This is a genomic window from Lysobacter niastensis (genome assembly GCF_015453285.1).
Taxonomy (GTDB): Bacteria; Pseudomonadota; Gammaproteobacteria; order Xanthomonadales; family Xanthomonadaceae; genus Lysobacter_J; species Lysobacter_J niastensis.
Map to the genome: position 1 here is coordinate 84,732 of NZ_JADLZT010000009.1, position 26,048 is coordinate 110,779.

The window sequence follows — 26,048 nt, forward strand, 5'->3', positions numbered from 1 at the left end:
TCATGGCAAAAGACGATGTGATCGAATTCGAGGGCACGGTGGCGGAAACCCTTCCGAACACCATGTTCCGGGTGCGCCTCGAAAACGGGCACGAAATCATTGCCCACATCTCCGGCCGCATGCGGAAGAACTACATCCGCATCCTGACCGGCGATAAGGTGAAGGTCGAGATGACCCCCTACGACCTGACCAAGGGTCGCATCACTTACCGCATGAAGTAACAGCAGTAAGTCATTGACGAAAAAGGCGGCCATCGGCCGCCTTTTTGTTTGCCGCTACTACCGGGAGGCTCGCCGCCTCCCGGCCGCATGGATTAGACCGTGGCCGGCAACAGCTTCTCGGGCTCGGCCTGGGCTTCCACGACCAGTTCGTCGTCCTTGACGTCGACGGTGACCCGGCCGCCGCCGACCAGCTTGCCAAACAGCAGCTCGTCCGCGAGCGGGCGCTTGATCTTGTCCTGGATCAGGCGCGCCATCGGGCGGGCACCCATCAGCGGGTCGAAGCCGTGCTGGGCCAGCCAGTCGCGGGCGGTCGGCGTCGCCGTGAGCGTGACGTTCTTCTCGTGCAGCTGCGCCTCCAGCTCGATCAGGAACTTGTCGACCACGCGCAGGATGTGCTCCATGCCCAGCGCCTGGAACTGCACCACCGCGTCCAGACGGTTGCGGAACTCGGGGCTGAAGCTGCGGCGGATCACTTCCATCGCATCGGTCGAGTGGTCCTGACGGGTGAAGCCGATCGTGCGCCGCGACGCCTGGGCGGCACCGGCATTCGTCGTCATCACCAGGATCACGTTCTTGAAGTTGGCTTCGCGGCCGTTGGTGTCGGTCAGGATGCCGCGGTCCATTACCTGCAGCAGGATGTTGAAGATGTCCGGGTGGGCCTTCTCCACCTCATCCAGCAGCAGCACGCAGTGCGGCGTCTTGACGATCTTCTCGGTCAGCAGGCCGCCCTGGTCGAAGCCGACGTAGCCCGGAGGCGCGCCGATCAGGCGGGACACCGAATGCGGCTCCATGTACTCGGACATGTCGAAGCGGACCAGCTCGATGCCGAGCTGCAGCGCGAGCTGCTTGGTCACCTCGGTCTTGCCCACGCCGGTCGGGCCGGCGAACAGGAAGTTGCCGATAGGCTTGTCGGGATTGGCCAGGCCGGAGCGCGCGAGCTTGATCGCAGAGGTCAGCGTCTCGATCGCCGGATCCTGGCCGAAGATGACCATCTTCAGGTTGCGCTCGAGGTTCTTCAGCACGTCCTTGTCGCTGGCCGATACCTGCTTGGCCGGGATGCGCGCCATCTTGGCGACGATCGTCTCGATCTCCTCGACATCGATCAGGCTCTTGCGCACGCCTTCGGCCAGCAGGCGCTGGCGCGCACCCGCTTCGTCGATCACGTCGATGGCCTTGTCCGGCAGCAGGCGGTCGCCGATGTGCTTGACCGACAGGTCGACAGCGGCATGCAGCGCCTCGTCGGCGTAGGTCACGCCGTGATGCGCCTCGTACTTCGGCTTCAGTCCTACCAGGATCTCGTAAGCCTCGCCCACCGTCGGTTCGACGATGTCGATCTTCTGGAAGCGGCGAGCCAGTGCCCGGTCCTTTTCGAAGATGCCGCGGTATTCCTGGAACGTCGTCGAACCGATGCAGCGCAACTCGCCCGACGCCAGGGCCGGCTTGATCAGGTTGGACGCGTCCATCGTGCCGCCACTCGCACTGCCGGCGCCGATGATGGTGTGGATCTCGTCGATGAAGAGGATCGAATCTGGCAAGCGCTTGAGCTGGGTCAGCACCGCCTTCAGGCGCTTCTCGAAGTCGCCGCGGTACTTGGTGCCGGCCACGAGCGCGCCGAGGTCGAGCGCGTAGATGGTCGCGTCGGCCAGCACCTCCGGCACGTCGCCGTCGACGATGCGCTTGGCGAGGCCTTCGGCGATCGCGGTCTTGCCGACGCCGGCCTCGCCGACGTACAGCGGATTGTTCTTGCGGCGGCGGCACAGGACCTGGATGGTCCGCTCGACTTCGTCGGCGCGGCCGACCAGCGGATCGATCCGGCCTTCGCGCGCGAGCTGGTTGAGGTTGACCGCGAACTCGGCCAGCGCATCGGAGCGGCCTTCGCCCTCGCCCCCCTCGCCCCGCGCCTCGCCCTCCTCGGCATGGTGGCTGCCGTTGTCCTCGGCACCGTGCTTGGCGATACCGTGGGAGATGTAGTTCACGACATCGAGGCGGGCAACGTCCTGCTGGTTGAGGAAGTACACCGCGTGCGAATCCTTCTCGCCAAAGATGGCCACCAGCACATTGGCACCGGTGACTTCCTTCTTGCCGGACGACTGCACGTGATAGACCGCCCGCTGCAGCACGCGCTGGAAACCGAGCGTGGGCTGGGTATCGCGATCGACGTCCTCGGGCAATACCGAGACCGAGGTGGCGATGGCCTGCTCGAGGTCGCTGCGCAGGCGCGCCAGGTCTGCACCGCAGGCCTTGAGGACCGCTTCGGCTGACGGGTTATCGAGCAGGGCCAGCAGCAGGTGCTCGACCGTCATGTACTCGTGGCGCGCCTCGCGGGCACGCTTGTAACACTGGCCGATGCTGTATTCGAGATCCTTGCTGAACATGGGGCTGAAGCCTCCGGAAAGCTACTGCTGTCCTAGATGGGGACGCGCACCGGCATTTCCATGCCGACCCTCATTGGACCTGCGGGGACGGCACCGGTTCCTCTGCTCACTGACAAGGACGTCGTCAGCGATGGATTTAGGCCTTTTCCATCGTGCACAGCAAGGGGTGCTGGTGGAGCCTTGAAAATTCGTTCACCTGGGCGACCTTGGATTCGGCCACCTCACGGGTGAAGACCCCGCAGACGCCGCGGCCGCGGGTATGCACGTGAAGCATGATCTGCGTGGCCTTCTCGGCGTTCATGGTGAAGAAGCGCATCAGCACCTCGACCACGAAGTCCATGGGGGTGTAGTCGTCGTTCAGCAGCAGGACGGAGTACAGGGGTGGCCGGGCGACCTCCGGCTTGCCGGTTTCAACCAATACGCCGTGGTTATGTTCTGGGTTGTTCTGTTTTGCCATGGGTGAATTATAGGGTGCACGGTCCGGACGGGTCGTGGACGGCCGTGCGCGGCGCTGCAACAATGCGGGATGTTTCGTTTGGGCTGGATCATGCGCCTGCGTTTGCTGCTCACCCCTCCGCTGCTGGCCACCGCCCTGCTTCCTTTCGCCGCAGTGGCTGCGGAAGACGCCATGTCGGCCGGAACACAGCGTTCTGCCGGCGCAGCCACCACCATCGCGCAGCAACTGGACTCGCTGGGCTACAGGTACGAGCGCGACAAGACGGGCGACTATCAGCTGACCTTCCGGCTCGATGACGAGCGCACCCAGCTCGTCTACGTCCTTGCCGGCGTCGAGGAGTTCGGCACCCACCGCATCCGGGAAATATGGGCCCCGGCATACCGGGCACCCGATGGCGGGATCCCCGCAGATGTCGCCAACCGGCTGCTCGAAGACAGCCAGTCGAGCAAACTCGGCAGTTGGGTCAAACAGGGCGACATGGCGGTCTTCGTCGTGAAGATTCCGGCCGACGCTTCCACGCAGCAGCTCGACGACGCGATCGATGCGGCCACGCGCAGCGCCGACCAGATGGAAGCCGCATTGACCCCGGACAAGGACGAGTTCTGAGATGAGCTATCGGGAAGGACGTTTCTGGCAGCCCGACGTCACCGTCGCGACGGTGGTGGTCGACGGCGGACGCCTGTTGATGGTCGAGGAGTCGGTCGGCGGCCGCCTGGTGCTGAACCAGCCTGCGGGCCATCTCGAACCCGACGAAACACTGATCGAGGCTGCGCTTCGCGAGACCCGCGAGGAAACGGGCTGGGAGGTGCGGCTGACCGCCTTCGTCGGTGCCTACCAGTGGAAGGCGCCACTCAACGGCGACGGCACGGGCGGCCGTCACTACCTGCGCTTCGCGTTTGCCGCCGAGCCACTCCATCACGACCCTGCACGCCCGCTCGACGAGGGAATCGTCCAGGCGCTGTGGATGACGCCGAGCGAGCTCCAGGCCGCCCAGGCGCGGCACCGCAGCCCTCTGGTGTGGCGCGTGGCAGCGGACTTCCTGGCCGGACGCCGGCAGCCGCTGGAGCTGATCCAGCACCTGCCATGAAGCCCGTACCCGCCGTGAGCGCATCCCGGCCATGACATCGCCGCGCACCATCGTCGGCATGTCCGGGGGCGTCGACTCGTCCGTTGCGGCGTTGCGGCTGCGCGACGCCGGCGAGCCGATCGCCGGCCTTTTCATGCAGAACTGGGCCGACGACGGAAGCGGCGACTGCCGCGCCGAGGACGACCGCCGCGATGCCGTCGCGGTCAGCGGCAGACTCGGCATTCCGATCCATTTCCGCGACTTCTCGCAGGCGTACTGGGACGGCGTGTTCGAACACTTCCTCGCCGAGTATGCAGCCGGCCGCACGCCCAACCCGGATGTGCTGTGCAACCGCGAGATCAAGTTCAAATACTTCCTTGATGCGGCTCATCAGCTTGGCGCGCAGTTCATTGCGACCGGCCATTACGCGCGCGTCGCCGAGGTGGGCGGTCGCCATCGGCTGCTGCGTGCAGTCGACCGCAGCAAGGACCAGAGCTACTTCCTGCACCAGCTCGGCCAGGCGCAGCTGGCATCGACGAAGTTCCCGCTCGGCGAACTGCTCAAGCGCGACGTGCGGCAGATGGCGCTTGAAGCCGGCCTGCCCACCGCAGCCAAGAAGGACTCCACCGGCATCTGCTTCATCGGTGAGCGCGACTTCCGTGAGTTCCTCGGGCGTTACCTGCCTGCCCGTCAGGGCGAGATGCGGACGCCCGACGGCCATGCGATCGGCCAGCACCCCGGCGTGTTCTACTTCACGCTGGGACAGCGCGAAGGTCTGAACATCGGCGGCGTGCGCGGCTTCGAGGCGGCGCCGTGGTACGTGGTCGGCAAGGATGTCGCGCGCAATGTGCTGTATGTCGACCAGGGGGCGGACAGCCCGTGGTTGCAATCGGAGATGCTCTGGTCGGAGACCGCCCATTGGATCGACGGCGCGCCGCCGGCGGCCCGGTTCTCCTGCACCGCACAGACCCGCTACCGCCAGGCCGACGAAACCTGTGAAGTGACGGTCCAGGACGATGGACGACTGGAAGTCCGCTTCTCCCGCCCCCAACGTGCAGTCACGCCCGGACAGTCGCTGGTCCTCTACGACGGCGAGGTCTGCCTTGGCGGCGCCGTGATCGCGGCCACCGACGCTCCGTTGGAACTGCGTCTGCGGAACGACGCAGCGTAAAAACCCGATTCGAACCACCCGATCCATTGGGCGTTCCGCACGGAAGCGCCACCACTTCAGGCAGAGCATGAACGACAAGCGAGTCAACCCGATGCACGAGCGCACCCTGGCGCTGGCCGGGCTGGTCCAGGCACTGGCCCAGGTGCGCCGCGTCGCGGACACCGGCCAGGCCAATGCCGCCATTCTGACCACGGCGATGGACTCGGTGTTCCGGATCGATGCCTCGTCACCCGCCGACGTTTACGGCGGCATCGAGGCGCTGCGCCCCGGCTTGACGCTGCTGCGCGACTACTTCGGCAACCAGGCACGCGACGAGCAGTTGCCGCGCCTCGCGTTAGCCGTGCTCCAACTGGAACGCCGCTTCGTCCGCGAGGATGCGATGGCGGAGCGGGTGCAGGCCGGTATCCGCGCACAGTCCGGCGAGGCCCTGCGCCTCGGCAGCAGCCACCCCGACGTCCTGGCCACCCTTGGCAGCCTGTATTCGGAAACACTCAGCCACCTGCGCCCGCGCGTCCTCGTGCAGGGCAATCCGCACTACCTCGGGCAAGCCACCGTCGTTTCGGAAGTCCGCGCGATCCTGCTCGCCGCCGTTCGTTCGGCGGTGTTGTGGCGCCAGCTGGGCGGCAGCCTTTGGGACCTGGTCCTGCGACGTCGCGACATGCTTGCCGCGATCCAGGGCCACCTGGGCTGAGGTCGCCCAGCAATCTCGCTCAGCCGGAGAACGCTCCCGGCCAACCGCTGCCACCGCTCTGGGCCCATGCCCACGCAACGGCTGCAATCAGCGCCAGTGCGAGCATCCAACGCAACGTCTGTTCGACCCGGTCCCGGGTTTTGTGCGTCTTCATGTTGTCCCCCCTGCAGCGTGCATCTAACGCCAGTACACATTGCAAGTCTGCGATTACTGTCACGCACTGAGCGCACGACGTCGGCCATCGCGCAGGACGATGACAACGAACACAAAAAAAAACCCCGGCCAGGCCGGGGTTTTTGTTGCCGCCGATTCAGAATCGAATGATTCGGAGCCGGCGTTCAAGAGTGAAACATCCCTGCATGATTCAGGATCGCAACATCACGCAGCGACCGTATCCGCGACCTGCTTGTAGTCCTCGATCTGGTCGAAGTTCATGTAGCGGTAGATCTCGGCGCCCTTGGCGTTGATCACGCCGATATCCGCCATGTACTCCTCACGCGTCGGGATGCGACCCAGGCGCGAGCAGATCGCAGCGAGCTCCGCCGAGCCCAGGTACACGTTGGTGTTGCGGCCGAGGCGGTTCGGGAAGTTGCGGGTGCTGGTCGAGAACACCGTCGCGCCCTCGCGCGCCTGCGCCTGGTTGCCCATGCACAGCGAGCAGCCCGGCATCTCCATGCGCGCGCCGGCGGTGCCGAACGTGCCGTAGTGGCCTTCCTTGGTCAGCTCGGAAGCATCCATCTTGGTCGGCGGCGCGACCCACAGTCGCGTCGGGATGTCGCGCTTGCCTTCCAGCAGCTTGGCGGCGGCACGGAAGTGGCCGATGTTGGTCATGCACGAGCCGATGAACACTTCGTCGATGACCGCGCCGGCGACGTCGGACAGCGTCTTCACATCGTCCGGATCGTTCGGGCAGGCCAGGATCGGCTCGACGATTTCGTTGAGGTCGATCTCGATGACCGCGGCGTACTCCGCGTCGGCATCGCCTTCCAGCAACTGCGGGTTGGCCAGCCAGGCTTCCATCGCCTTGATGCGGCGCGCCAGCGAGCGCGGATCGGCATAACCCTCGGCGATCATCCACTTCAGCAGCGTGATGTTGCTGGTGAGGTATTCGATGATCGGTGCCTGGTCGAGCTTGACCGTGCAGCCTGCGGCCGAACGCTCGGCCGAGGCGTCGGACAGTTCGAACGCCTGCTCCACCTTCAGCTGCGGCAGGCCTTCGATTTCGAGGATGCGGCCGGAGAAGATGTTCTTCTTGCCCTGCTTGGCGACGGTCAGCAGGCCCTGCTTGATGGCAGCCAGCGGGATCGCGTTGACGAGATCGCGCAGGGTCACGCCCGGCTGCATCTCGCCCTTGAAGCGCACCAGCACCGACTCCGGCATGTCCAGCGGCATCACGCCGGTGGCCGCGGCGAACGCGACCAGGCCGGAGCCGGCCGGGAACGAGATGCCCACCGGGAAGCGGGTGTGCGAGTCGCCGCCGGTACCCACGGTGTCGGGCAGCAGCATGCGGTTGAGCCAAGAGTGAATGACGCCGTCGCCCGGACGCAGCGAAATGCCGCCACGGTTGGAGATGAACTCCGGCAGCGTGTGGTGCGTTTTCACGTCCACCGGCTTCGGATAGGCGGCCGTGTGGCAGAACGACTGCATGACGAGGTCGGCCGAGAAGCCCAGGCAAGCCAGGTCCTTCAGCTCGTCGCGGGTCATCGGGCCGGTCGTATCCTGCGAGCCGACCGAGGTCATCTTCGGCTCGCAATAGGTACCCGGGCGCACGCCCTCACCTTCCGGCAGACCGCAGGCGCGGCCGACCATCTTCTGCGCGAGCGAGTAGCCCTTGCCGGTGTCGGCCGGGTTCTGCGGCAGGCGGAACAGCGTCGACGGCGCCAGGCCCAGGGCCTCGCGCGCCTTGGCGGTCAGGCCACGGCCGACGATCAGCGGAATGCGGCCGCCAGCACGGACTTCATCCAGCAGCACGTCGGACTTCAGCGCGAACTCGGCGATCACTTCGCCATTCTTCAGCGCCTTGCCGTCGTACGGACGCAGCTCGACGACGTCGCCCATGTTCATCTGCGACACGTCCAGTTCGATCGGCAGTGCGCCGGCGTCTTCCATCGTGTTGTAGAAGATCGGGGCGATCTTGGAGCCCAGGCACACGCCGCCGAAGCGCTTGTTCGGAATGAACGGAATGTCCTCGCCGGTGAACCACAGCACCGAGTTGGTGGCGGACTTGCGCGAGGAACCGGTGCCGACCACGTCGCCGACGTAAGCGACGAGATGGCCCTTGGCCTTCAGCGACTCGATGAAGGCGACCGGGCCGCGCTTGCCGTCCTCTTCCGGCTCGATGCCGTCGCGCTTGTTCTTGAGCATCGCCAGCGCGTGCAGCGGGATGTCCGGGCGCGTGGTCGCGTCGGGGGCCGGCGACAGGTCGTCGGTGTTGGTTTCGCCGGTCACCTTGAAGACGGTGATGGTCAGGCTCTCCGGCACTTCCGGACGGCTGGTGAACCACTCGGCATCCGCCCAGCTCTGCAGCACGGCCTTGGCGTTGGCATTGCCCTGCCCGGCCTTCTCCTGCACGTCGTGGAAGGCGTCGAACATCAGCAGGGTCTTCTTCAGCGCATCGGCGGCGATCGCGCCAACGGCGTCGTCGTCGAGCAGCTCGACCAGCGGATGGATGTTGTAACCGCCGAGCATGGTGCCGAGCAGTTCGGTCGCGCGCTCACGGCTGATCAGCGCGTTCTTCTCGGTGCCGAAGGCGACCGCAGCCAGGTAGGAGGCCTTGACCTTGGCAGCGTCGTCGACGCCGGCCGGCACGCGGTTGGTGATGAGATCGACCAGGAATGCTTCTTCGCCTGCCGGCGGGTTCTTCAGCAGCTCGATGACATCAGCGGTCTGCTGGGCGGTCAGCGGCAGCGGCGGAATGCCCAGCGCGGCGCGCTCGGCAACGTGTTGGCGGTAGCTGGAGAGCATGAAGATTCCCGTCGAAGTGAAGCGGAGAGACACCGAACCGCACTGCACTACCGCCGGCGAGGTATCGCTATCCGGCGTGCAGCGGGTTTGGCAGGGAGTTGCCAGTGCGCGGGAGCCCCCTGAAGGGCGTCCCGACAACCGCGTATTTTGCCCGGAATGGCGTTTTCGGGCAATGCGCATTCACCCGTTTCACCTAACTCCGGCAAGGGTTTACGCGCGCCCGTGGAACGTTCCGGGCCGATACTGGACCAAGGTCTGCACGCTACCTGAATACGATGGAGCGATAATCGCCGGACCGCGCCACGGAACTCCGCGGCGCCCGCCATCGAGCCCGCCGCGCCCCCGTCCGCGGAGAGCACGCCAGCCACATTGCACAGGAGCCATCCCCCATGTCCGACTCCTTCTCCACGCGCCGCCAGCTCGACGTCAACGGACGCCGCCTCACTTACTACAGCCTGCCGGCCCTGGGTGAGCGCTTCGACATCAGCAAGCTGCCGTACTCGATGAAGATCCTCCTCGAGAACCTGCTGCGCCACGAAGACGGCGGAATGACGGTAGGTCGCGAGCACATCGAGGCGGTCGCACAGTGGGACGCCGCGAAGGAGCCCGACACCGAGATCGCCTTCATGCCGGCGCGCGTGGTGCTGCAGGACTTCACCGGCGTGCCGTGCGTGGTCGACTTGGCGGCGATGCGCGATGCGGTGACGCGCCTGGGCGGCAGCCCGAAGCAGATCAACCCGCTGATTCCCTCCGAACTCGTGATCGACCACTCGGTGCAGGTCGACGTGTTCGGACGGGCGGACGCACTCGACCTCAACGGCAAGATCGAGTTCGAACGCAACAAGGAGCGCTACAGCTTCCTGCGCTGGGGCCAGAAGGCATTCGACAACTTTAAGGTGGTACCGCCGAACACCGGCATCGTGCATCAGGTGAACCTGGAACATCTGGCCCGCGTCGTCGTTGAGCGCGAAGTCGAAGGAACGCTGCTGGCGTTCCCCGACACCGTGTTCGGCACCGACAGCCACACCACGATGATCAACGGCATCGGCGTGCTCGGCTGGGGCGTGGGCGGCATCGAGGCCGAGGCGGCCATGCTCGGCCAGCCGTCCTCCATGCTGATTCCACAAGTGGTTGGCTTCAAGCTCACCGGCAGACTGCCCGAGGGCTCCACCGCCACCGACCTGGTGCTGACCGTCACGCAGATGCTTCGTGCGTTGGGCGTGGTCGGCAAGTTCGTCGAGTTCTACGGCGACGGCCTGCAGCACCTGCCACTGGCCGACCGCGCCACGATCGCCAACATGGCGCCGGAGTACGGCGCGACCTGCGGCATCTTCCCCATCGACGCCGAAGCGCTGAACTACCTGCGGCTTTCCGGTCGCAGCAGCGAGCAGATCGCGCTGGTCGAGGCCTATGCCAAGGCGCAGGGACTGTGGCACGAGCCCAACTCCCCACATGCCACCTACTCCGCCACGCTGGCGCTGGACCTGGGCGACGTGAAGCCTTCACTCGCCGGCCCCAAGCGTCCGCAGGACCGCGTGCTGCTGGAAGGCGTGCAGGAGAACTTCCACAAGAACCTCGAAGGCCTGACCGCCAACCGCAAGCCGCGCAAGGAATCGCTGGAGCGCCTGGCCGGCGAAGGCGGCGCGCAGCCGCAGGCCGAACACCTCGCCGCGAAGCCGCGCTCCAAGATCCGCATCCAGGACCAGGATGCCGACCTGACCGACGGCTCGGTCGTCATCGCCGCGATCACCTCGTGCACCAACACCTCCAATCCCGCGGTGATGCTCGGCGCCGGACTGGTCGCGCGCAACGCGGTCAAGCTGGGGCTGAAGGCCAAGCCGTGGGTGAAGACCTCACTCGGGCCGGGCTCGCTGGTGGTGACCGACTACCTCAAGAAGGCCGGCGTGCTCGAGGACCTGGAGAAGCTCGGCTTCTACGTCGTCGGCTACGGCTGCACCACATGCATCGGCAACTCGGGCCCGCTGCCCGACGAAGTGTCCAAGGGCATCGCCGAGAACGAACTGGTGGTCGCCTCGGTGCTTTCCGGCAATCGCAACTTCGAAGGCCGCGTGCATCCCGAGGTCAAGATGAACTACCTGGCCTCGCCGCCGCTGGTGGTGGCGTACGCACTGGCAGGCACGGTCGACATCGACCTCACCAGCGAACCAGTCGGCCACACGGCAGACGGGAAAGACGTGTACCTGCGCGACCTCTGGCCGAGCAACAAGGAGATCGGCGACATCATCTCCGCGACCGTCGGACCGGAACTGTTCGCCCAGAACTACGCCGACGTGTTCAAGGGCGATACGCGCTGGAACCGGATCGCATCACCGGAAGGCGAGTCGTTCCATTGGGAGGGTTCTTCGACCTACATCAAGAACCCGCCCTATTTCGACGGCATGACCATGCACGTGGGGTCCATCCAGGACGTGGAGAACGCACGCGTGATGGGCGTGTTCGGCGACTCGATCACCACCGACCACATCTCCCCGGCGGGCAACATCAAGAAGGATTCGCCGGCCGGACGGTTCCTGATCGAGCGCGGAGTGCAACCGGTCGACTTCAACAGCTACGGCAGCCGCCGCGGCAACGACGATGTGATGGTGCGCGGCACCTTCGCCAACATCCGCATCAAGAACCTGATGCTGGGCGGCGAGGAAGGCGGCAACACGATCTACCACGGCCCGCACGGAGCCACCGAGAAGATGTCGATCTACGACGCGGCGATGCGTTACAAGGCCGACGGCGTACCGCTGGTGGTGTTTGCGGGCAAGGAATACGGCACCGGTTCCTCGCGCGACTGGGCGGCCAAGGGCACCAACCTGCTGGGCGTGAAGGCGGTGGTCGCAGAGAGCTTCGAACGGATCCACCGCTCCAACCTGGTCGGCATGGGCGTGCTGCCGCTGCAGTTCAAGGATGGAGAGAACGCGCAGAAGCTGGGGCTCGACGGCTCGGAAACGATCAGTGTCACCGGCCTGCAGGACGGCGCCGCCAAAACCGCCCTAGTCGTGGCGACGCGCGCCGACGGCAGCTCCAGGGAGTTCGAGGTCAAGGTGTTGCTGCTTACGCCCAAGGAAGTGGAGTACTTCCGCCACGGCGGCATCCTGCATTACGTGCTGCGCCAGCTCGCCTCGAAGAAAGCTTGACCGCTCCGGGACGGGCGTAAGCCCCGCCCGCCGCATTGCGGCGGGCGTTCGGAACGGCCGCGCGGCAGTGCCACGCAAGCGGCCGTCCCTCACCCACCACGGCGGCATCCTGCATTACGTGCTGCGCCAACTCGCCTCGAAGAAAGCTTGATCGCTCCGGGACGGACGGAAGCCCTGCCCGCCGCATTGCGGCGGGCGTTCGGAACGGCCGCGCGGCAGTGCCGCGCAAGCGGCCGTCCCTCACCCACCACGGCGGCATCCTGCATTACGTGCTGCGCCAGCTCGCCTCGAGAAAGGCCGCCTGACGGCACCGGATCGAGCGGAAGCCCCGCCCTCGCGCATCGCGCGAGGGCGTTCGCCAGGCGCGCGCTATCGGGCAGGCCCGAGCGCCGGTGTCCAGCGAATGCTGGTCAGATGCCAGTCGCCGTCTTCCGCGCCAGCCGCTCTCGATCTCGTAGAGCTGCGCGGAATCCGGCAGGAATCGGCCCGACCCGCCGGTCAGGGCTGCGGTGAACCTCACCGTGGCGTGCCCATCTCGCAGCACGATCTCCTGCGGTCCTGCCCGCACGCCGACGTCCCGGTGCTGCAGGAACAGGACCTGCGCCATGCGCCGTGCCTGCTCCCGGTCGAGGCCATCCGGACCGACGAAGTCCTTGGCGAGGTAGCCCTGCAACGCCCCTGGGTCTCGTTGCTCAACGCTCGCCTGCAGCCCGGCAAGCGTCTCGCGCAGCCGCTGCTCAGGCGGGGTTCGCGCGCATCCCGCGAGCACGAGCCCGAACAGGGCCAACGCCAGCGCAAACGAAACCGCCCTGGTGCCCGTTGAAGATTTCCGCATGCGTTCCTCCGCGACGAAGGGCGCATGCTGACATGGATTTCCGCCGCGGTCCGTGCACCTCGCCTGCCCCTGGGCCGCCTTGCCAGCCCCTAGTGCCTATGCTCCAATCCGGGAAAGACCGTACGCCTGCGCATTTGGCAGTGCGGCGATCACCGCGGCATGACAGAGGGGAGCGCGATGAGTTTTGAACGTCCGTGGCTTGCGCAGTATCCGGCCGGCGTACCGGCCCAGATCGATGTCGACGAGTATCCATCCATTGTGTCGGTTCTCGAGAACGCGATCGGCAAGTACCGCGACCGTCCCGCCTTCGCCAACCTCGGCAAGGTCCTGACGTATGCCGAGGCGGACCGCCTGAGCGCCCAGTTCGCGGCCTACCTGCTGGGCGAGCTCAAGCTGAAGAAGGGCGATCGCGTCGCGATCATGATGCCCAACTGTCTGCAGTACCCGATCGCGACGTTCGGCATCCTGCGTGCCGGCCTGACCGTGGTGAACACCAACCCGATGTACACGGCACGCGAGCTGAAGCATCAGCTCGTCGACTCCGGCGCCAGCGCGCTGCTCGTCCTCGACAACTTCGGCCACACCGTCCAGGAAGTCATCGCCGACACGCAGGTCAAGCAGGTCATTACCACCGGTCTGGGCGACATGCTCGGCATGCCGAAGGGCGCCATCGTTAACTTCGTCCTGAAGTACGTGAAGAAGATGGTGCCGGACTACAACATCGCCGGCACGATCCGCTTCAAGGACGCGCTGACGCTCGGCCAGATGCACAAGCTGCCCGAGATCGAGATCGGCCCGGAGGACATCGCGTTCCTGCAGTACACCGGTGGCACCACGGGCGTGGCCAAGGGCGCGATGCTGACTCATCGCAACCTCGTCGCGAACATGCAGCAGGCCTCGGCGTGGATCGGCACCAACGTGAAGTACGGTGAGGAAATCATCATCACCGCGCTGCCGCTGTACCACATCTTCGCGTTGACGGCGAACGGCCTGGTCTTCATGAAGTTCGGCGGCCTCAACTACATGATCACCAACCCGCGCGACATGCCCGGGTTCGTGAAGGAACTGAAGAAGGTTCCCTTCACCGCGATCACCGGCGTCAACACGCTGTTCAACGGCCTGCTCAACACGCCCGGCTTCGACCAGATCGATTTCTCGCGCCTGCACCTGACGCTTGGCGGCGGTATGGCAGTGCAGCGTTCGGTTGCCGAGCGCTGGAAGCAGGCCACCGGCACCACGCTGGTCGAGGCCTACGGCCTGACCGAGACTTCGCCCGCGGCCTGCATCAATCCGATGGACCTGGCCGACTACAATGGCGCCATCGGCCTGCCGATCCCCTCGACCGACGCCTGCCTGAAGGACGAGAACGGCAACACGCTGACCGGCATCGGCGAGGTCGGTGAGCTGTGCATCAAGGGCCCGCAGGTGATGAAGGGCTACTGGCGCCGCCCCGAGGAAACCGCCAACGTCCTCGACGCCGACGGCTGGCTGCATACGGGCGACATGGCCCGTATGGATGAAAACGGCTTCTTCTACATCGTCGACCGCAAGAAGGACATGATCCTGGTCTCGGGCTTCAACGTGTACCCGAACGAGGTCGAGGACGTCATCGCGATGATGCCGGGCGTGCTGGAAGTGGCCGCGGTCGGCGTGGCCGACGACAAATCCGGCGAGGCGGTCAAGGTCGTGATTGTCAAGAAGGACCCGGCGTTGACCGCCGAGCAGGTCAAAGCCCACGCCCGCGAGCACCTGACCGGCTACAAGCACCCGCGCTACGTCGAGTTCCGGACCGAGTTGCCGAAGACCAATGTCGGCAAGATCCTGCGCCGCGAGCTTCGCGACAACCCTGCCGGCGCTTGAGGTTCCACCCGGCAAACCGCCCCGAAAGCCCCTCCTCCGGAGGGGCTTTTCCTTTGCGGCCTTGAAAGCGGGTGTAGCATCGAAATGTGGGCCACATCACGCCGTCCGCCACGCCCACCCCTTCCTGCCTGCGGGCGGCACAGCCGGGGACTGTCAAATGAGCACCATCGAGAAGCTGCACCGCACGCGTAACTATTCGACCCTGCGCGTCGAGTCTGATCCTGCGGGCGATACACATTGGATGTATATGCACGACGACATCGGTCATGGGGTCCGGCCGTGTTTCCGTACCGAACTCATGGACGACATGTGGAGCTTCCTCTCGTCGATCACGCTGCGCGAAAGCCAGCGCCAGCCTGGCCGACTGCGTCACGTGGTCCTCGGTTCCGCAGCCTCCGCCGCTTTTAACCTCGGCGGCGACCTTGACCTGTTCTCGAAGCTGATCCGCTCGAACAACCGCGAACAACTGCTCGCCTATGCGCGCCGCTGCATCGACGGCGTCTACCACCTGCACAACGGCCTCGGCGGCGACGTTCGCACGATCGCGCTGGTCCAGGGCGATGCGCTGGGCGGCGGTCTCGAGCTCGCACTGTCGTGCCACACGATCGTCGCCGAAGAAGGCGTGGACATGGGCCTTCCGGAGGTGCTGTTCGGCCTGTTCCCGGGCATGGGCGCCTATTCGTTCCTGTGCAAGCGCGTCTCGCCGCAGCAGGCCGAAAAGCTGATCCTCGAAGGCACGATCCTCACCAGCGACGAAATGCACCGCATGGGCATCGTCGACGTGCTCGTGCCCAAGGGCGAGGGCGAGGCCGCCGTGCAGGAACTGATCCGCCAGCAGCAGCGTTCGCCGTACGCGCATCTGGCCATGAACGCCGTGCGCGGCATTGCCCAGCCGGTCGGCTACGACGAACTGATGGGCATCACCGAAGTGTGGGTCGATACCGCACTGGCATTGGGTGAGAAGTCGCTGCGCACGATGGAACGGATCGTCAAGGCACAATCGCGTCGTTCGGCCATGGCCGCCTGATGGGTCCGCGCGGGCCGGTCTCCGGCCCGCCCCTCAGGAAGAGCGCTCGTCGCCGCCGCGGGCCTTGCGTGCCCGTTCGCGCGCTTCGAGCGCCGCCTTGCCCTGTGCCAGGCGTTCGTTCAGGCCACCCAGGCGCTGCCGCCATTCGCGTGCGACCTGCCAGTCCGGCAGGCGCATCAGCTCGCCGCTGACGGCAGCGAGCTTGATCAGGCCGAGGTTGCTCGACACGCCCTTGAGCGCATGCGCCTGTTCGCGCACCCGCTCCCAATCTTCCCGCTCGCCCGCTTCCATTAGCGCGGTGACGCAGCCGTCGGCGTCGCGCAGGCATTGCGCGATGAACTCGCGTTCGAAGCCATCGCCCATACCCAGCGCGCCCAGTTCGTCGAGAACCGACGGATCGAACGTGCCATCGCTGACCGGCAAGTCGCTGCGCGCCGTGGAGACTATCGGCGCGGCACTGCGTCCCTTCGACGCGATTTCGGCCAGCGTGTCCAGCAGGCGCGTGGTCGACACCGGCTTCGCCATGAAGGCGCGCGCTCCGGCCTGCTCGCAGGCACCGATCGATTCGGGCGTGACGTCGGCGCTCAGCACGATGACCGGAGTCCTGCGGCTGCTGCCCGCCTCCATCACCCGCAATTGCTTGAGCAGGTCCAGGCCGCTCACGCCTGGCATGTGCAGGTCGGCGATCACGGCGTCGTAATCCGAGGCCTCAATGGCGTTGAGCACTTCTTCACCGCCGTCCACGCAGACCGCGCGGTGTCCCGCCTTCTGCAGCAGCCGCTGCAGCACCATGCGGTTGGCGGCGTGGTCGTCGGCGACCAGGATCTGCAGGCTGCGCACGCGTGCGCGATGGCGCAGGAACGGGTCGGAGAAGGCAATGACGTTCTCAGGCCCCTCGCCCGCTGCGGCCAGCGTAGCCGGCTTGTCCGACGCCGCGGGCCTGACGGCCGGTTCCGGGCGTTGTTCGGCGCGCTGGAAGGGCAACTCGACCCAGAAGCGGCTGCCACGCTGCTCGGTGCTCTCGAAACCGATGCTGCCGCCCATGGCCTCGGTGAGGCCCTTGGCGATCGTCGTGCCCAGGCCCGTACCGCCATAGCGCCGGGCCAGGCTGACGTCGGCCTGCTCGAACGCCTCGAACAGACGCGTCTGCACCGACATCGGGATGCCGATGCCGGTATCGGTGACGGTGAAGCGCAGGCGGACGCGGTCGTGCTCCTGGCGGGCGATAGCCACGTCCAGGCGGACCGAACCATGGTCGGTGAACTTCACCGCATTGCCGGCCAGGTTGATCAGCACCTGGCGCAGGTGCACCACGTCGCCGAGCAGTCGTTCCGGCACGTCGCCGGCCACCTGTATGTCGTAGCGCAGCTGCTTCGCCCTGGCCTGCGGCTGCAGGATCAGCCCGATGCCCTGCACCAGCTCACGCGGCGAGAACTCCACCATGTTGAGCTTGAGCTTGCCCGCCTCGATGGCGGAGATGTCCAGCACGTCCTCGACCAGGGCCAGCAGGCTGCGCGTGGACGCCTGGATCGTGTTGAGGCATTCGCGCTGTTCAGCATCCAGCCGCGTGGTGGCCAGCAGCTCGGACATGCCGGCCAGGCCGTTGAGCGGCGTGCGGAACTCGTGGCTCATGTTGGCCAGGAACCGGCTCTTGGCCTCGTTGGCGCGGCGCGCCTCGTCGGTCGCGCGCGTCAGTGCGCGCAGCAGGCCGGACAGGTAGAACGGAATCGCGACCAGGCCGATCAGCAGACCGACCGCGAGCACGCGGTTGCGGATCCAGTAGTCGTTGAGCTCGATGACGGCGCCGAAGCTGATGAAAGCCATCGCGACGGCGCCGTTGAGATAGTTGTTGCCGTAACGCAGGCCGTTGCCGACCGTCACCCACATCAGGATCACGTAGACCCACGCGAGCGGCTCGCCCATGTGGACCATGGCCAGTCCCATCAGGCCGTAATCCGACAACATGCCGATGACGCGCCGCACGTGCGACTTGCCCGGCGAGGCGAAGATCCAGACGATCAGCACCATGCCGACGGTGAAGCCGAACTCCACCATGTGCAGGACGTTGGCGTACTCCGCGCGAGGCAGGTTGCCGCCGGCGCCGCGCACCAGCATGTAGATGAGCACCACCAGCAGCACGGCGATGCGGACGAACGCCTGGCCGTGTTCGCTGTCCCCGCGCTGGGCCAGCGTGTGGCGCATCCAGGACAGGGCCTGTTTCATGGAGCCTATTCCATACCCGGACGGGTCGATCCGGCTGAATAGCGCTGGCAGATCTCCTCCAGCCGGACCCGGCCGCGGATCAACGCGTCGACACAGCGCGGATCGAACAACCGGCCGCGCTGCGCGTACAGGTAGCCCAGGGCCGCATCCATGTCCCAGGCCTTCTTGTACGGGCGCGGCGAAAGCAGCGCGTCGAACACGTCGGCCACCGCCACGATCCGCGCTTCCAGCGGGATTTCCTCGCCAACCAGCCCGTCCGGATAGCCGCTGCCGTCGTAACGCTCGTGGTGGCGCAGCGCGATCACCGCGCCGGCCTGGATGAAGCGGTTCTGGCTGCCACTGAGCAGCTCGTGCCCGATCCGGGGATGGCGCCGCATCACCGCGGTCTCTTCCTCGGTCAACGGGCCGGCCTTCATCAGCACGGCATCGGGAATCGCGATCTTGCCGATGTCGTGCAGCGGCGCGGACATCTCGATCATCCGCACTTCGTCTTCGAACATGCCGAGCTGTTCGGCGATCAGTCCGGCGACGTGCGCCATGCGTTCGAGGTAGGCGCTGGTGCCGGTGTCGCGGTACTCGATCGCGCGGGCCAGTCGCGACAGCGTCTCGCGCTCGCGTTCCTCGACCTCGTGCATGCTCGACAGCAGGCGTTGTTCCAGCGACAGCGCACGCTGCTTCACGTTCTCGGACTGCTGGCGCAACTGCAGCAGGTTGCGGCAACGCGCGCGCAGTTCGCGCGGGCGCACCGGCTTGACCAGGAAGTCGATGACGCCTGCATCGAGCGCCGCCTGGCGAACCGGTTCGTCGCCGACCACGGTCACCAGGATGATCGGAATGTCGCGATGCAACGGCAGGCGGCGGAAACGCCGGGCGAACTCGAGGCCGTCGATGCCCGGCATGCGGTAGTCGAGCAGCAGCAGGTCCGGCTGGTTCGATTCGCACCATGACAGCGCATTGCCGGGCTCGCCGAAGTCGTGCACGGCAAGCTCGGGCGCGATGTCCTCGATGATGTGGCGCAGCATCGTGCGCGCCGAGGTTTGATCATCGACGATGACTACGTTCACGCTTGCATCCGCATGGGGGCCACCCCCTCAGTGGCTTCTGGCAGCAGGATACCCTGCCTTACCGTCGCTGGGGGACGATCCAGCCCGGCAGCCCCTCAGCCGCCAGTCTCGGGGCGCATGTACGGGAACAGCAGCACGTCTCGGATGGAGGCCGAGCCGGTCATGAGCATGACCAGGCGGTCGATGCCGATGCCCAGGCCACCGGTCGGCGGCAGGCCCACTTCCAGCGCCCGGATGTAGTCGGCGTCGAAGTGCATGGCCTCGTCGTCGCCGCCCTCCTTCGCCGCCACCTGCGCCTGGAATCGCGCGGCCTGGTCTTCCGGGTCGTTCAACTCGGAGAAGCCGTTTGCGATTTCCTTGCCGTTGATGAACAGCTCGAAGCGGTCGGTCAGCTGCGGGTCGTGGTCGTTGGCGCGTGCCAGCGGGCTGACCTCGACGGGGTGGTCGGTGATGAAAGTCGGCTGGATGAGGGTGTGCTCGACAGTCTTCTCGAAGATCTCGAGCAGCAGCTTGCCCCAGCCGTAGGACGCCTTGACCGGCAGCTTCAGTCGGGCGCAATGCGCGCGCATCTTCTCGATGTCGCGCAGGTCCTCGCGCCGGATCTCCGGGTTGTGCTCGAGCACCGCGTCCGTCATCGACCAGCGGCGGAACGCCGGGCCCACGTCGATGTCGTTGCCCTCCCACTGTACCCGGGTCGTACCGAGCACATCCTGGGCGACGTCGCGGATCACGCCCTCGGTCAGGTCCATGATCTCGTTGTACGTGGCATAGGCCTCGTACAGCTCGAGCATCGTGAACTCGGGGTTGTGCCGCGTCGACACGCCCTCGTTGCGGAAGTTGCGGTTGATCTCGTAGACACGCTCGAGGCCACCCACGGTCAGGCGCTTGAGGTACAACTCCGGCGCGACGCGCAGGTAGAGGTCCAGGCCCAGCGCGTTGTGATGGGTCTGGAACGGCTTGGCCGCGGCGCCGCCGGGGATGTAATGCATCATCGGCGTCTCGACTTCGAGAAAACGCCGCGAGTCGAGCCACGCGCGCATGGCGCGGATGATCTTGGAACGCTTGACGAAGACCTCGCGCGATTCAGGCGTGACGATCAGATCCACGTAGCGCTGGCGATAGCGCTGCTCGACGTCGGCCATGCCGTGGAACTTGTCCGGCAGCGGACGCAGCGCCTTGGTGAGCAGGCGCAGCGATCCGGCCTTGACCGACAACTCGCCCGTGCGCGTGCGCGTGAGTTCGCCCTCGACCGACACGATGTCGCCCAGGTCCAGTTCCTTGAAGACCTCGTAGGCATCGCCGAGGAGGTCCTTCTTCAGCCACAGCTGGATGCGCCCCGACTCGTCCTGGATCTGTGCGAAACCCGCCTTGCCCATGTCGCGCTTCAGCAGCACGCGGCCCGCCAGCGAAACACGGTGTCCCTTGCCCTCCAGCGCCTCCGCCGTCCACTGCTCCGCATCGGCATAGGCCGACTGCAGGTCACCGGCGTAGTCGGCACGACGGAAATCGTTCGGGAACGCCACGCCCTGCCCGCGCAACGCCGTGAGTTTGGCGCGACGCTCGGCGATCAGGTGGTTCTCGTCGATGGGCGTCGTGGCGGGCGTTTGTTCGGTCATGGTCGTGGTGGGTTCGGTGGGTCGTCATCCCCGCAAGCGCGGGGATCCAGTGTCTTAGGTACTGCGCTCGGAAGCAAAGGCGCCTGGTCCCCGCCTTCGCGGGGATGAAAGGGGCAGCAGCCTCAAATAGCGTCGGCGCGTTTCGAACCGGCTTCCAGGCCGGATTTCAGGCTGGCCTCGACAAACTCGTCGAGATCGCCGTCGAGCACCTTCTGCGTGTCGCTGCGCTCGATGCCGGTGCGCAGGTCCTTGATGCGGCTCTGGTCCAGCACGTAGTTGCGGATCTGGCTGCCCCAGCCGATGTCGGACTTGGTCGCCTCGACCGCGTCGCGCTCGGCGTTGCGCTTCTGGATTTCCAGTTCGTAGAGCTTGGCGGCCAGCATCTTCATCGCGTTGTCGCGGTTCTGGTGCTGGCTGCGTCCGGTCTGGCAGGCCACGACGATTCCGGTCGGCACGTGGGTGATACGTACCGCCGACTCCGTCTTGTTGACGTGCTGGCCACCGGCACCAGAGGAGCGGTAGACGTCCGTGCGCAGGTCGGCCGGGTTGATGTCGATGTCGATATTGTCATCAACTTCCGGCGATACGAACACCGAGGTGAAACTGGTATGGCGACGGTTGTCGGAGTCGAACGGCGATTTGCGCACCAGGCGATGCACGCCGGTCTCGGTCTTGAGCCAGCCGTAGGCGAAGTCGCCCTCGACCCGCAACGTGGCCGATTTGATGCCGGCGACGTCGCCGCCGCTGACTTCCATCAGCTCGGTCTTCCAGCCGCGCGATTCGCACCAGCGCAGGTACATGCGCAGCAGGATCTCGGCCCAGTCCTGGGCCTCCGTACCGCCGGCGCCCGCCTGGATGTCGACGAAGGCATTGGACGGGTCCATCTTGCCGGAGAACATGCGGCGGAATTCGAGCTTCTCGACTTCCTTGGCGTAGCGCTCGACGTCTTCGACCACGGCCAGCGCGGTGGACTCGTCATCCTCCATCTCGGCCAGTTCCAGCAGTTCGCCGGCGCCGACCAGGCCATCGGTGAGGTTGCGGATGCCGTCGACCACCTTCTCCAGCGAGGAACGCTCACGCCCCAGACCCTGGGCACGCTCGGAGTCGTTCCAGATGTCGGGGCTTTCGAGTTCGCGGTTTACTTCTTCGAGACGTTCGACTTTGGCGTCGTAGTCAAAGGTACCCCCTGAGCGCATCCAGCCGGCCACGGAGGTCGGCGATGCGCTGGCGGGCGGGATTGAGTTCGATCATGTCCGGTGTGATGGCTCAAGGAAACCGGAGAGTCTAACAAACCGTCCGCAACAGCGCCCCGCCCTTGCCTTTGGTCAGCCGAACTTGAACAGCCCCGGCCGCCAGCCGCCCGTATAGCTGGTGCTTGGAGCGCCATAGCCGCTGCTGCTGCCATAACCGGTGCCGAAGCCGGAACCGGCTTCGCGGCCACCACGGCGCCGACGCATGCGTTCCTGCAGTTCCTCGCGGCGGCTGTCCAGCCAGTCGGCGCGACCGACGGCTTCGGGCTTCAGTCCGCGCCGTTCGGCCTCGCCCTGACGGTATTCGATGAAATCGGCGTAGGCGTCGATCTCGTGGCGCAACTCGCGTGCGCACAGCTCGATCATGATCGCGTCGTCGAGGAAACCCAGCACCGGCACGTGGTCCGGGATGGCATCGCCCGGCACCGAGAAATAGGTGAGCGCCGAACGCACATGCTGTGCATCGTCCTCCGACAGCGCCCACCCTTCGTCGCGGATCATCGCGATCAGCGTGTCCAGCATCAGCAGGCGGTCCTTCACGAACTGCGGCGGGTTGCTCTTCTGCGCCGTTTCCAGCAGTTCGATGGCGCCCTGCACGACTTCCTGGTTGGACTTGCCTTCGGCCATGTCCCGCGCCTTGCCCATGGCGCGACTGAAGTGCTCGAGATCCTTGTCGGTCAGCTCAAAGTTGATGGTCAGTGGCATGACGCGCGGCTCCGGGACGGGGAATCCATTCAGCCTAGGTCCGCGCTCGTTGAATTCGCGTCAACGCCGCCGCTGTCAGCAGGGCTCGCGATGGGTCACCACCAGTTGCACCGCGGCGCCGCCGCGATAGTCGTCGGGCTCCAGCCGGTAGGCGATACGGACCCGTCCGGGCGGCGCCTCGCCCGTCCAGCCACCAAATTCGATGGCGTTGAGGCGCAGGCCCGCGTAGCCCAGTTCCAGCTTCAGGTGGCGCTCGCCGACCACGCGCCAGCCCAGCACCGCGAACTCGCCGTCGAACTGCGGCTCGGGGAATCCCTGCCCCCACGGCCCGCCATCGCGCAGCGCCTCGGCGCTGGCACGGTCGAACTCGCCCGCGGCCAGCTCACCGTCGCTCAGCACGTCGGCCTGCAGCAGCTCTGGAGTCAGCGCGGCCGCCGCGACCTGGCGGAAGGCTTCGGCGAAGGCTGGAAACGCCTCGGCGGCCAAGGACATGCCGGCCGCCATCGCATGACCGCCGAAGCGCTCGATCAGCTCCGGATGGCGTGCAGCCACGTCGGCCAGGGCATCGCGAATGTGGAAGCCGGGGATCGAGCGCGCCGAACCGCGCAGCACCTGGCTGCCGGGCTCCGCCGGCGCGAACGCGATCACTGGCCGGTGCAGCCGCTCTTTCATCTTCGACGCGACCAGGCCAACCACGCCCGGGTGCCATTCCGGATCGAACAGGCAAACGGCGGCCGGAGCGGCGCCGTCGGCCAGGGCCACCCGCGACAGGGCCAGTTCGGCCTCGTCGGTCATCTGCTGCTGCACTGCCCGGCGCTCGCCGTTGATCTCGTTGAGCGTCGCGGCGATGTCGCGGGCCTGGCCGAAATCGTCGGTCAGCAGGCACTCGATGCCGAGCGCCATGTCTTCCAGGCGCCCGGCAGCATTGAGCCGAGGCCCGATCGCATAGCCGATGTCGCTGGCGGACAGGCGCCGCGCATCGCGCTGCGAGACTTCGATCAGCGCACGCAGGCCAGCGCAGCCCTGACCCGCGCGCAGCCGGCGCAATCCCGCCGCGACCAGGGCGCGGTTGTTGGCGTCCAGCGGAACCAGATCGGCCACCGTGCCGACGGCGACCAGGTCCAGCAGCACCGACAGGTCCGGCCCGGCATCGCCAAACGCGCCCTTTTCGCGCAGTCGGCGTCGCAACGCCAACAGCACGTAGAACATCACGCCGACGCCGGCCAATACCTTGCTCGGGAATCGGTCACCGCGCAGGTTCGGATCGACGATGGCATCGGCTGGCGGCAACTGTTCGCCCGGCAGGTGGTGATCGGTCACCAGCACCTGCCAGCCAAGCGCCTTGGCGGCCGCGATACCGGCGTGGCAGGCGATACCGTGATCGACGGTTACCAGCAGGTCCGGTTTCAGCGCGGCCAACTCATCGACCAGTGCCGGCGACAGACCGTAGCCATGAACGATGCGGTTGGGCACCGCGTGCGACACGCGCCGCGCACCGAGCATGCGCAGACCGCGCACGCCGACGGCGCAGGCGGTAGCGCCATCACAATCGAAATCGCCGACGACGACGATATGCCGATCCTGCGCGATGGCCTCGATCAGCAACGCCGTGGCGTCGTCGAGACCGCCCAGTTCGTCCGGTGGAAGAAGATTCGCCAGTCTCGGCTGCGCCTGTTCGATGCTGGTCGCACCACGCGCGGCGTACAACCGGCGTAGCAGCGCAGGCATGCCTTCGGGCCACTGCCCCTGGTCGCCGGCTTCGCGCCGCCGCAGCCTCGCGAGCGGTTTCATGCGCCATCACCTTCGGTGGCAGTCGCGGTTGCATTCACGAAGGAACGCAAGGGCCGGCGCCAGAACCGCCAGCGCTGGCTCCGGTTCACGCGATAGAGCGCGCCGTCGCCGAAATCGAAATGGAGGTCGTCGGTCTCGCGGCGGTCCATCGACGCAAGTGCGGGCGCGAACCAGTCGCGCTCCAGCACCGAGAGGTCGCGCGCATCGCGCAGGTCGAACACCGCATCGCCAGCGGCCTTACGCCATTGCACGGGGCGCGGCGTGGCGCTCGCTTTCGTCAGCGATGCCAGCGCTGCAACGGCCTCGTCGTCGCTTGCGACCTCGCTGAAACGGGTCGTCACGTGGTCCGGCAGCTTGCCGGCGCCCCAGAACCACAGCGAGTTGACGGGTGCCTGCCCTGCCGCCACGCGCCGCGCGTTGAGCGGATGGTTGTGCAGCACCACCTGTGCCTCGCTGAGCAGCGCACGCCAGCGTCGGCCCTGCTCGCCTTCCGGCAGGTGGTCGAACAGATCGGCGCCGAGCGCCTGCTCGGGCGGCACGAAATCGGGCAGCTTCGCGCCCTCGGGCATACGCAGGTACCAGCGCGATGGATCCGGTGCGTCGATTGGAAACCCGGTGTCGCCGAACAGCGGCTTCAACGGCCGCAACAGCGCATCGGCATCGGTCGCGCTCAATCCCAACGCGCGGCCGTACGAAAGCAACCGCGCGCCGTTGATGTCGGGCTGGATGTAGGCCGGATCCGCGCGCAGCCACGTCGCATGCGCGGCGTCACCCGCATCGCGCTGGCGTGCCGCAGCCGCGACAGGCCAACCGCGCGGCAACACGTCGAGCACGCGAGCAAGCTGCTCGCCGTCGCGATGGGCGAAATCGGCGCGGGCCAATGCGCGACCCGTCGCCTCGGACAGTCGTTGCCCGCCGAAACGCGATCGGGCCGGCAGGAGCAGCGTGGCGGACGCCATGGCTCAGCCGTTGTAACTGACGCCGACGATCTCGTACTCGCGAATGCCGCCGGGCGCCTCGATGGTGATGCTGTCGCCCTCGTGCTTGCCGATCAGTGCCCGCGCCACCGGCGACGAAATCGCGATCAGGCCCTGCTTGATGTCGGCCTCGAGGTCGCCCACGATCTGGTAGGTCCGCTCTTCCTCGCTCTCCATGTCGGCCAGGTCGACCGTCGCGCCGAACACGACGCGCGATCCTGCGTTGAGCGAAGACACATCGATGACCTGGGCATGCGACAGCTCGGCTTCGAGCTGCTTGATCCGGCCTTCGATGAAGCCCTGTTGCTCACGTGCAGCGTGGTACTCGGCGTTCTCCTTGAGGTCGCCGTGCGCACGCGCTTCGGCGATCGCGTTGATCACCGCCGGGCGCTTGACCGACTTCAGCTCTTCCAGTTCGGCGCGCAGACGCTGCGCGCCCTTCATGGTTATGGGTGCTCGCATTGCAATACATCCTCGTGCCGGCATGGGCCAGCGCAAATCATCTCGGGTACGGCCGACCCTCCGCCTTGAAGGCACGGGGCCGACACTCAGGTCGGATTGTGCACGGAAGCCGGCAAGCCGTCATTCCCGTCCGGGGAATGACGGCAC

At 66.4% G+C, this 26,048-nt stretch carries 21 protein-coding genes; 8 read left to right on the forward strand and 13 right to left on the reverse strand.

Going from position 1 to position 26,048, the window contains the following annotated elements:
- The first annotated feature begins 2 nt into the window (after window positions 1–2).
- On the forward strand, window positions 3–221 hold the full coding sequence (gene infA / locus IU514_RS15670) for a translation initiation factor IF-1 (RefSeq protein ID WP_031372296.1): 219 nt from the start codon (window positions 3–5) through the stop codon (window positions 219–221).
- 92 nt (window positions 222–313) lie between these two features.
- On the opposite strand, the gene clpA is transcribed toward infA, so the two are convergent.
- Together clpA and clpS are read right to left on the reverse strand one after the other, a co-directional pair.
- Window positions 314–2,596, reverse strand: coding sequence for an ATP-dependent Clp protease ATP-binding subunit ClpA (gene clpA / locus IU514_RS15675; protein WP_194932083.1), 2,283 nt, complete (start codon window positions 2,594–2,596; stop codon window positions 314–316).
- 136 nt (window positions 2,597–2,732) lie between these two features.
- Complete coding sequence (gene clpS, locus IU514_RS15680; protein WP_194932084.1) at window positions 2,733–3,053, reverse strand: ATP-dependent Clp protease adapter ClpS; 321 nt, start codon at window positions 3,051–3,053, stop codon at window positions 2,733–2,735.
- A gap of 171 nt (window positions 3,054–3,224) precedes the next feature.
- Between clpS and IU514_RS15685 the strand changes: the two genes are divergently transcribed.
- The 4 genes from IU514_RS15685 to hflD all read left to right on the forward strand — a co-directional run bounded on the left by IU514_RS15685 (window position 3,225) and on the right by hflD (window position 5,981).
- Window positions 3,225–3,659 carry a hypothetical protein gene (locus IU514_RS15685; RefSeq protein WP_386761167.1) on the forward strand — a complete coding sequence of 145 codons (435 nt, stop codon included), beginning with the start codon at window positions 3,225–3,227 and terminating at the stop codon, window positions 3,657–3,659.
- Window position 3,660: 1 nt separating this feature from the next.
- Complete coding sequence (locus IU514_RS15690; protein WP_194932086.1) at window positions 3,661–4,140, forward strand: NUDIX hydrolase; 480 nt, start codon at window positions 3,661–3,663, stop codon at window positions 4,138–4,140.
- Between the two features lie 31 nt (window positions 4,141–4,171).
- A complete protein-coding gene (gene mnmA, locus IU514_RS15695) occupies window positions 4,172–5,290 on the forward strand; it encodes a tRNA 2-thiouridine(34) synthase MnmA (RefSeq protein ID WP_194932087.1) in 1,119 nt (372 codons plus the stop codon).
- 91 nt (window positions 5,291–5,381) lie between these two features.
- Complete coding sequence (gene hflD, locus IU514_RS15700) at window positions 5,382–5,981, forward strand: high frequency lysogenization protein HflD (protein ID WP_194932158.1); 600 nt, start codon at window positions 5,382–5,384, stop codon at window positions 5,979–5,981.
- Between the two features lie 19 nt (window positions 5,982–6,000).
- Here hflD and IU514_RS19115 read toward each other — a convergent pair whose 3' ends face one another.
- Together IU514_RS19115 and acnB are read right to left on the reverse strand one after the other, a co-directional pair.
- The gene (locus IU514_RS19115; RefSeq protein ID WP_267464045.1) at window positions 6,001–6,135 is read right to left on the reverse strand and encodes a hypothetical protein; all 135 of its coding nucleotides are present in this window, start codon (window positions 6,133–6,135) and stop codon (window positions 6,001–6,003) included.
- 224 nt (window positions 6,136–6,359) lie between these two features.
- A complete protein-coding gene (gene acnB / locus IU514_RS15705) occupies window positions 6,360–8,945 on the reverse strand; it encodes a bifunctional aconitate hydratase 2/2-methylisocitrate dehydratase (protein ID WP_194932088.1) in 2,586 nt (861 codons plus the stop codon).
- A gap of 389 nt (window positions 8,946–9,334) precedes the next feature.
- Here acnB and acnA point away from each other — a divergent pair, with 389 nt between their 5' ends.
- A complete protein-coding gene (gene acnA, locus IU514_RS15710) occupies window positions 9,335–12,091 on the forward strand; it encodes an aconitate hydratase AcnA (protein ID WP_194932089.1) in 2,757 nt (918 codons plus the stop codon).
- Window positions 12,092–12,356: 265 nt separating this feature from the next.
- On the opposite strand, the gene IU514_RS15715 is transcribed toward acnA, so the two are convergent.
- The gene (locus IU514_RS15715; protein WP_194932090.1) at window positions 12,357–12,926 is read right to left on the reverse strand and encodes a hypothetical protein; all 570 of its coding nucleotides are present in this window, start codon (window positions 12,924–12,926) and stop codon (window positions 12,357–12,359) included.
- Window positions 12,927–13,103: 177 nt separating this feature from the next.
- Between IU514_RS15715 and IU514_RS15720 the strand changes: the two genes are divergently transcribed.
- Together IU514_RS15720 and IU514_RS15725 are read left to right on the forward strand one after the other, a co-directional pair.
- A complete protein-coding gene (locus tag IU514_RS15720) occupies window positions 13,104–14,786 on the forward strand; it encodes a long-chain fatty acid--CoA ligase (RefSeq protein WP_194932091.1) in 1,683 nt (560 codons plus the stop codon).
- Window positions 14,787–14,943: 157 nt separating this feature from the next.
- Window positions 14,944–15,813, forward strand: a complete 870-nt coding sequence (locus IU514_RS15725) for a crotonase/enoyl-CoA hydratase family protein (RefSeq protein WP_194932092.1) — start codon at window positions 14,944–14,946, stop codon at window positions 15,811–15,813.
- Window positions 15,814–15,846: 33 nt separating this feature from the next.
- Here IU514_RS15725 and IU514_RS15730 read toward each other — a convergent pair whose 3' ends face one another.
- The 8 genes from IU514_RS15730 to greA form a co-directional block, all read right to left on the reverse strand.
- Window positions 15,847–18,036 (reverse strand): ATP-binding protein, encoded by a 2,190-nt coding sequence (locus IU514_RS15730; protein WP_194932093.1) that lies wholly within the window; start codon window positions 18,034–18,036, stop codon window positions 15,847–15,849.
- 5 nt (window positions 18,037–18,041) lie between these two features.
- Window positions 18,042–19,100, reverse strand: a complete 1,059-nt coding sequence (gene rpfG, locus IU514_RS15735; protein ID WP_194932094.1) for a cyclic di-GMP phosphodiesterase response regulator RpfG — start codon at window positions 19,098–19,100, stop codon at window positions 18,042–18,044.
- 95 nt (window positions 19,101–19,195) lie between these two features.
- A complete protein-coding gene (gene lysS, locus IU514_RS15740) occupies window positions 19,196–20,716 on the reverse strand; it encodes a lysine--tRNA ligase (protein WP_194932095.1) in 1,521 nt (506 codons plus the stop codon).
- Window positions 20,717–20,838: 122 nt separating this feature from the next.
- A protein-coding gene (gene prfB / locus IU514_RS15745; RefSeq protein ID WP_194932096.1) for a peptide chain release factor 2 occupies window positions 20,839–21,967 on the reverse strand; the annotation gives its coding sequence in 2 pieces (ribosomal slippage) (window positions 20,839–21,891 and window positions 21,893–21,967; 1,128 coding nt in all).
- Window positions 21,968–22,041: 74 nt separating this feature from the next.
- On the reverse strand, window positions 22,042–22,671 hold the full coding sequence (locus IU514_RS15750) for a YkvA family protein (protein WP_194932097.1): 630 nt from the start codon (window positions 22,669–22,671) through the stop codon (window positions 22,042–22,044).
- Between the two features lie 75 nt (window positions 22,672–22,746).
- Entirely contained in the window at window positions 22,747–24,462 is a 1,716-nt protein-coding gene (gene recJ / locus IU514_RS15755) for a single-stranded-DNA-specific exonuclease RecJ (RefSeq protein ID WP_194932098.1), read from the reverse strand.
- Window positions 24,459–25,421, reverse strand: coding sequence for a phosphoglycerate mutase (locus IU514_RS15760; protein WP_194932099.1), 963 nt, complete (start codon window positions 25,419–25,421; stop codon window positions 24,459–24,461). The genes recJ and IU514_RS15760 overlap by 4 nt, the downstream gene beginning before the upstream one ends.
- A gap of 3 nt (window positions 25,422–25,424) precedes the next feature.
- On the reverse strand, window positions 25,425–25,901 hold the full coding sequence (greA, locus tag IU514_RS15765) for a transcription elongation factor GreA (RefSeq protein ID WP_194932100.1): 477 nt from the start codon (window positions 25,899–25,901) through the stop codon (window positions 25,425–25,427).
- Between the last annotated feature and the right edge of the window lie 147 nt (window positions 25,902–26,048).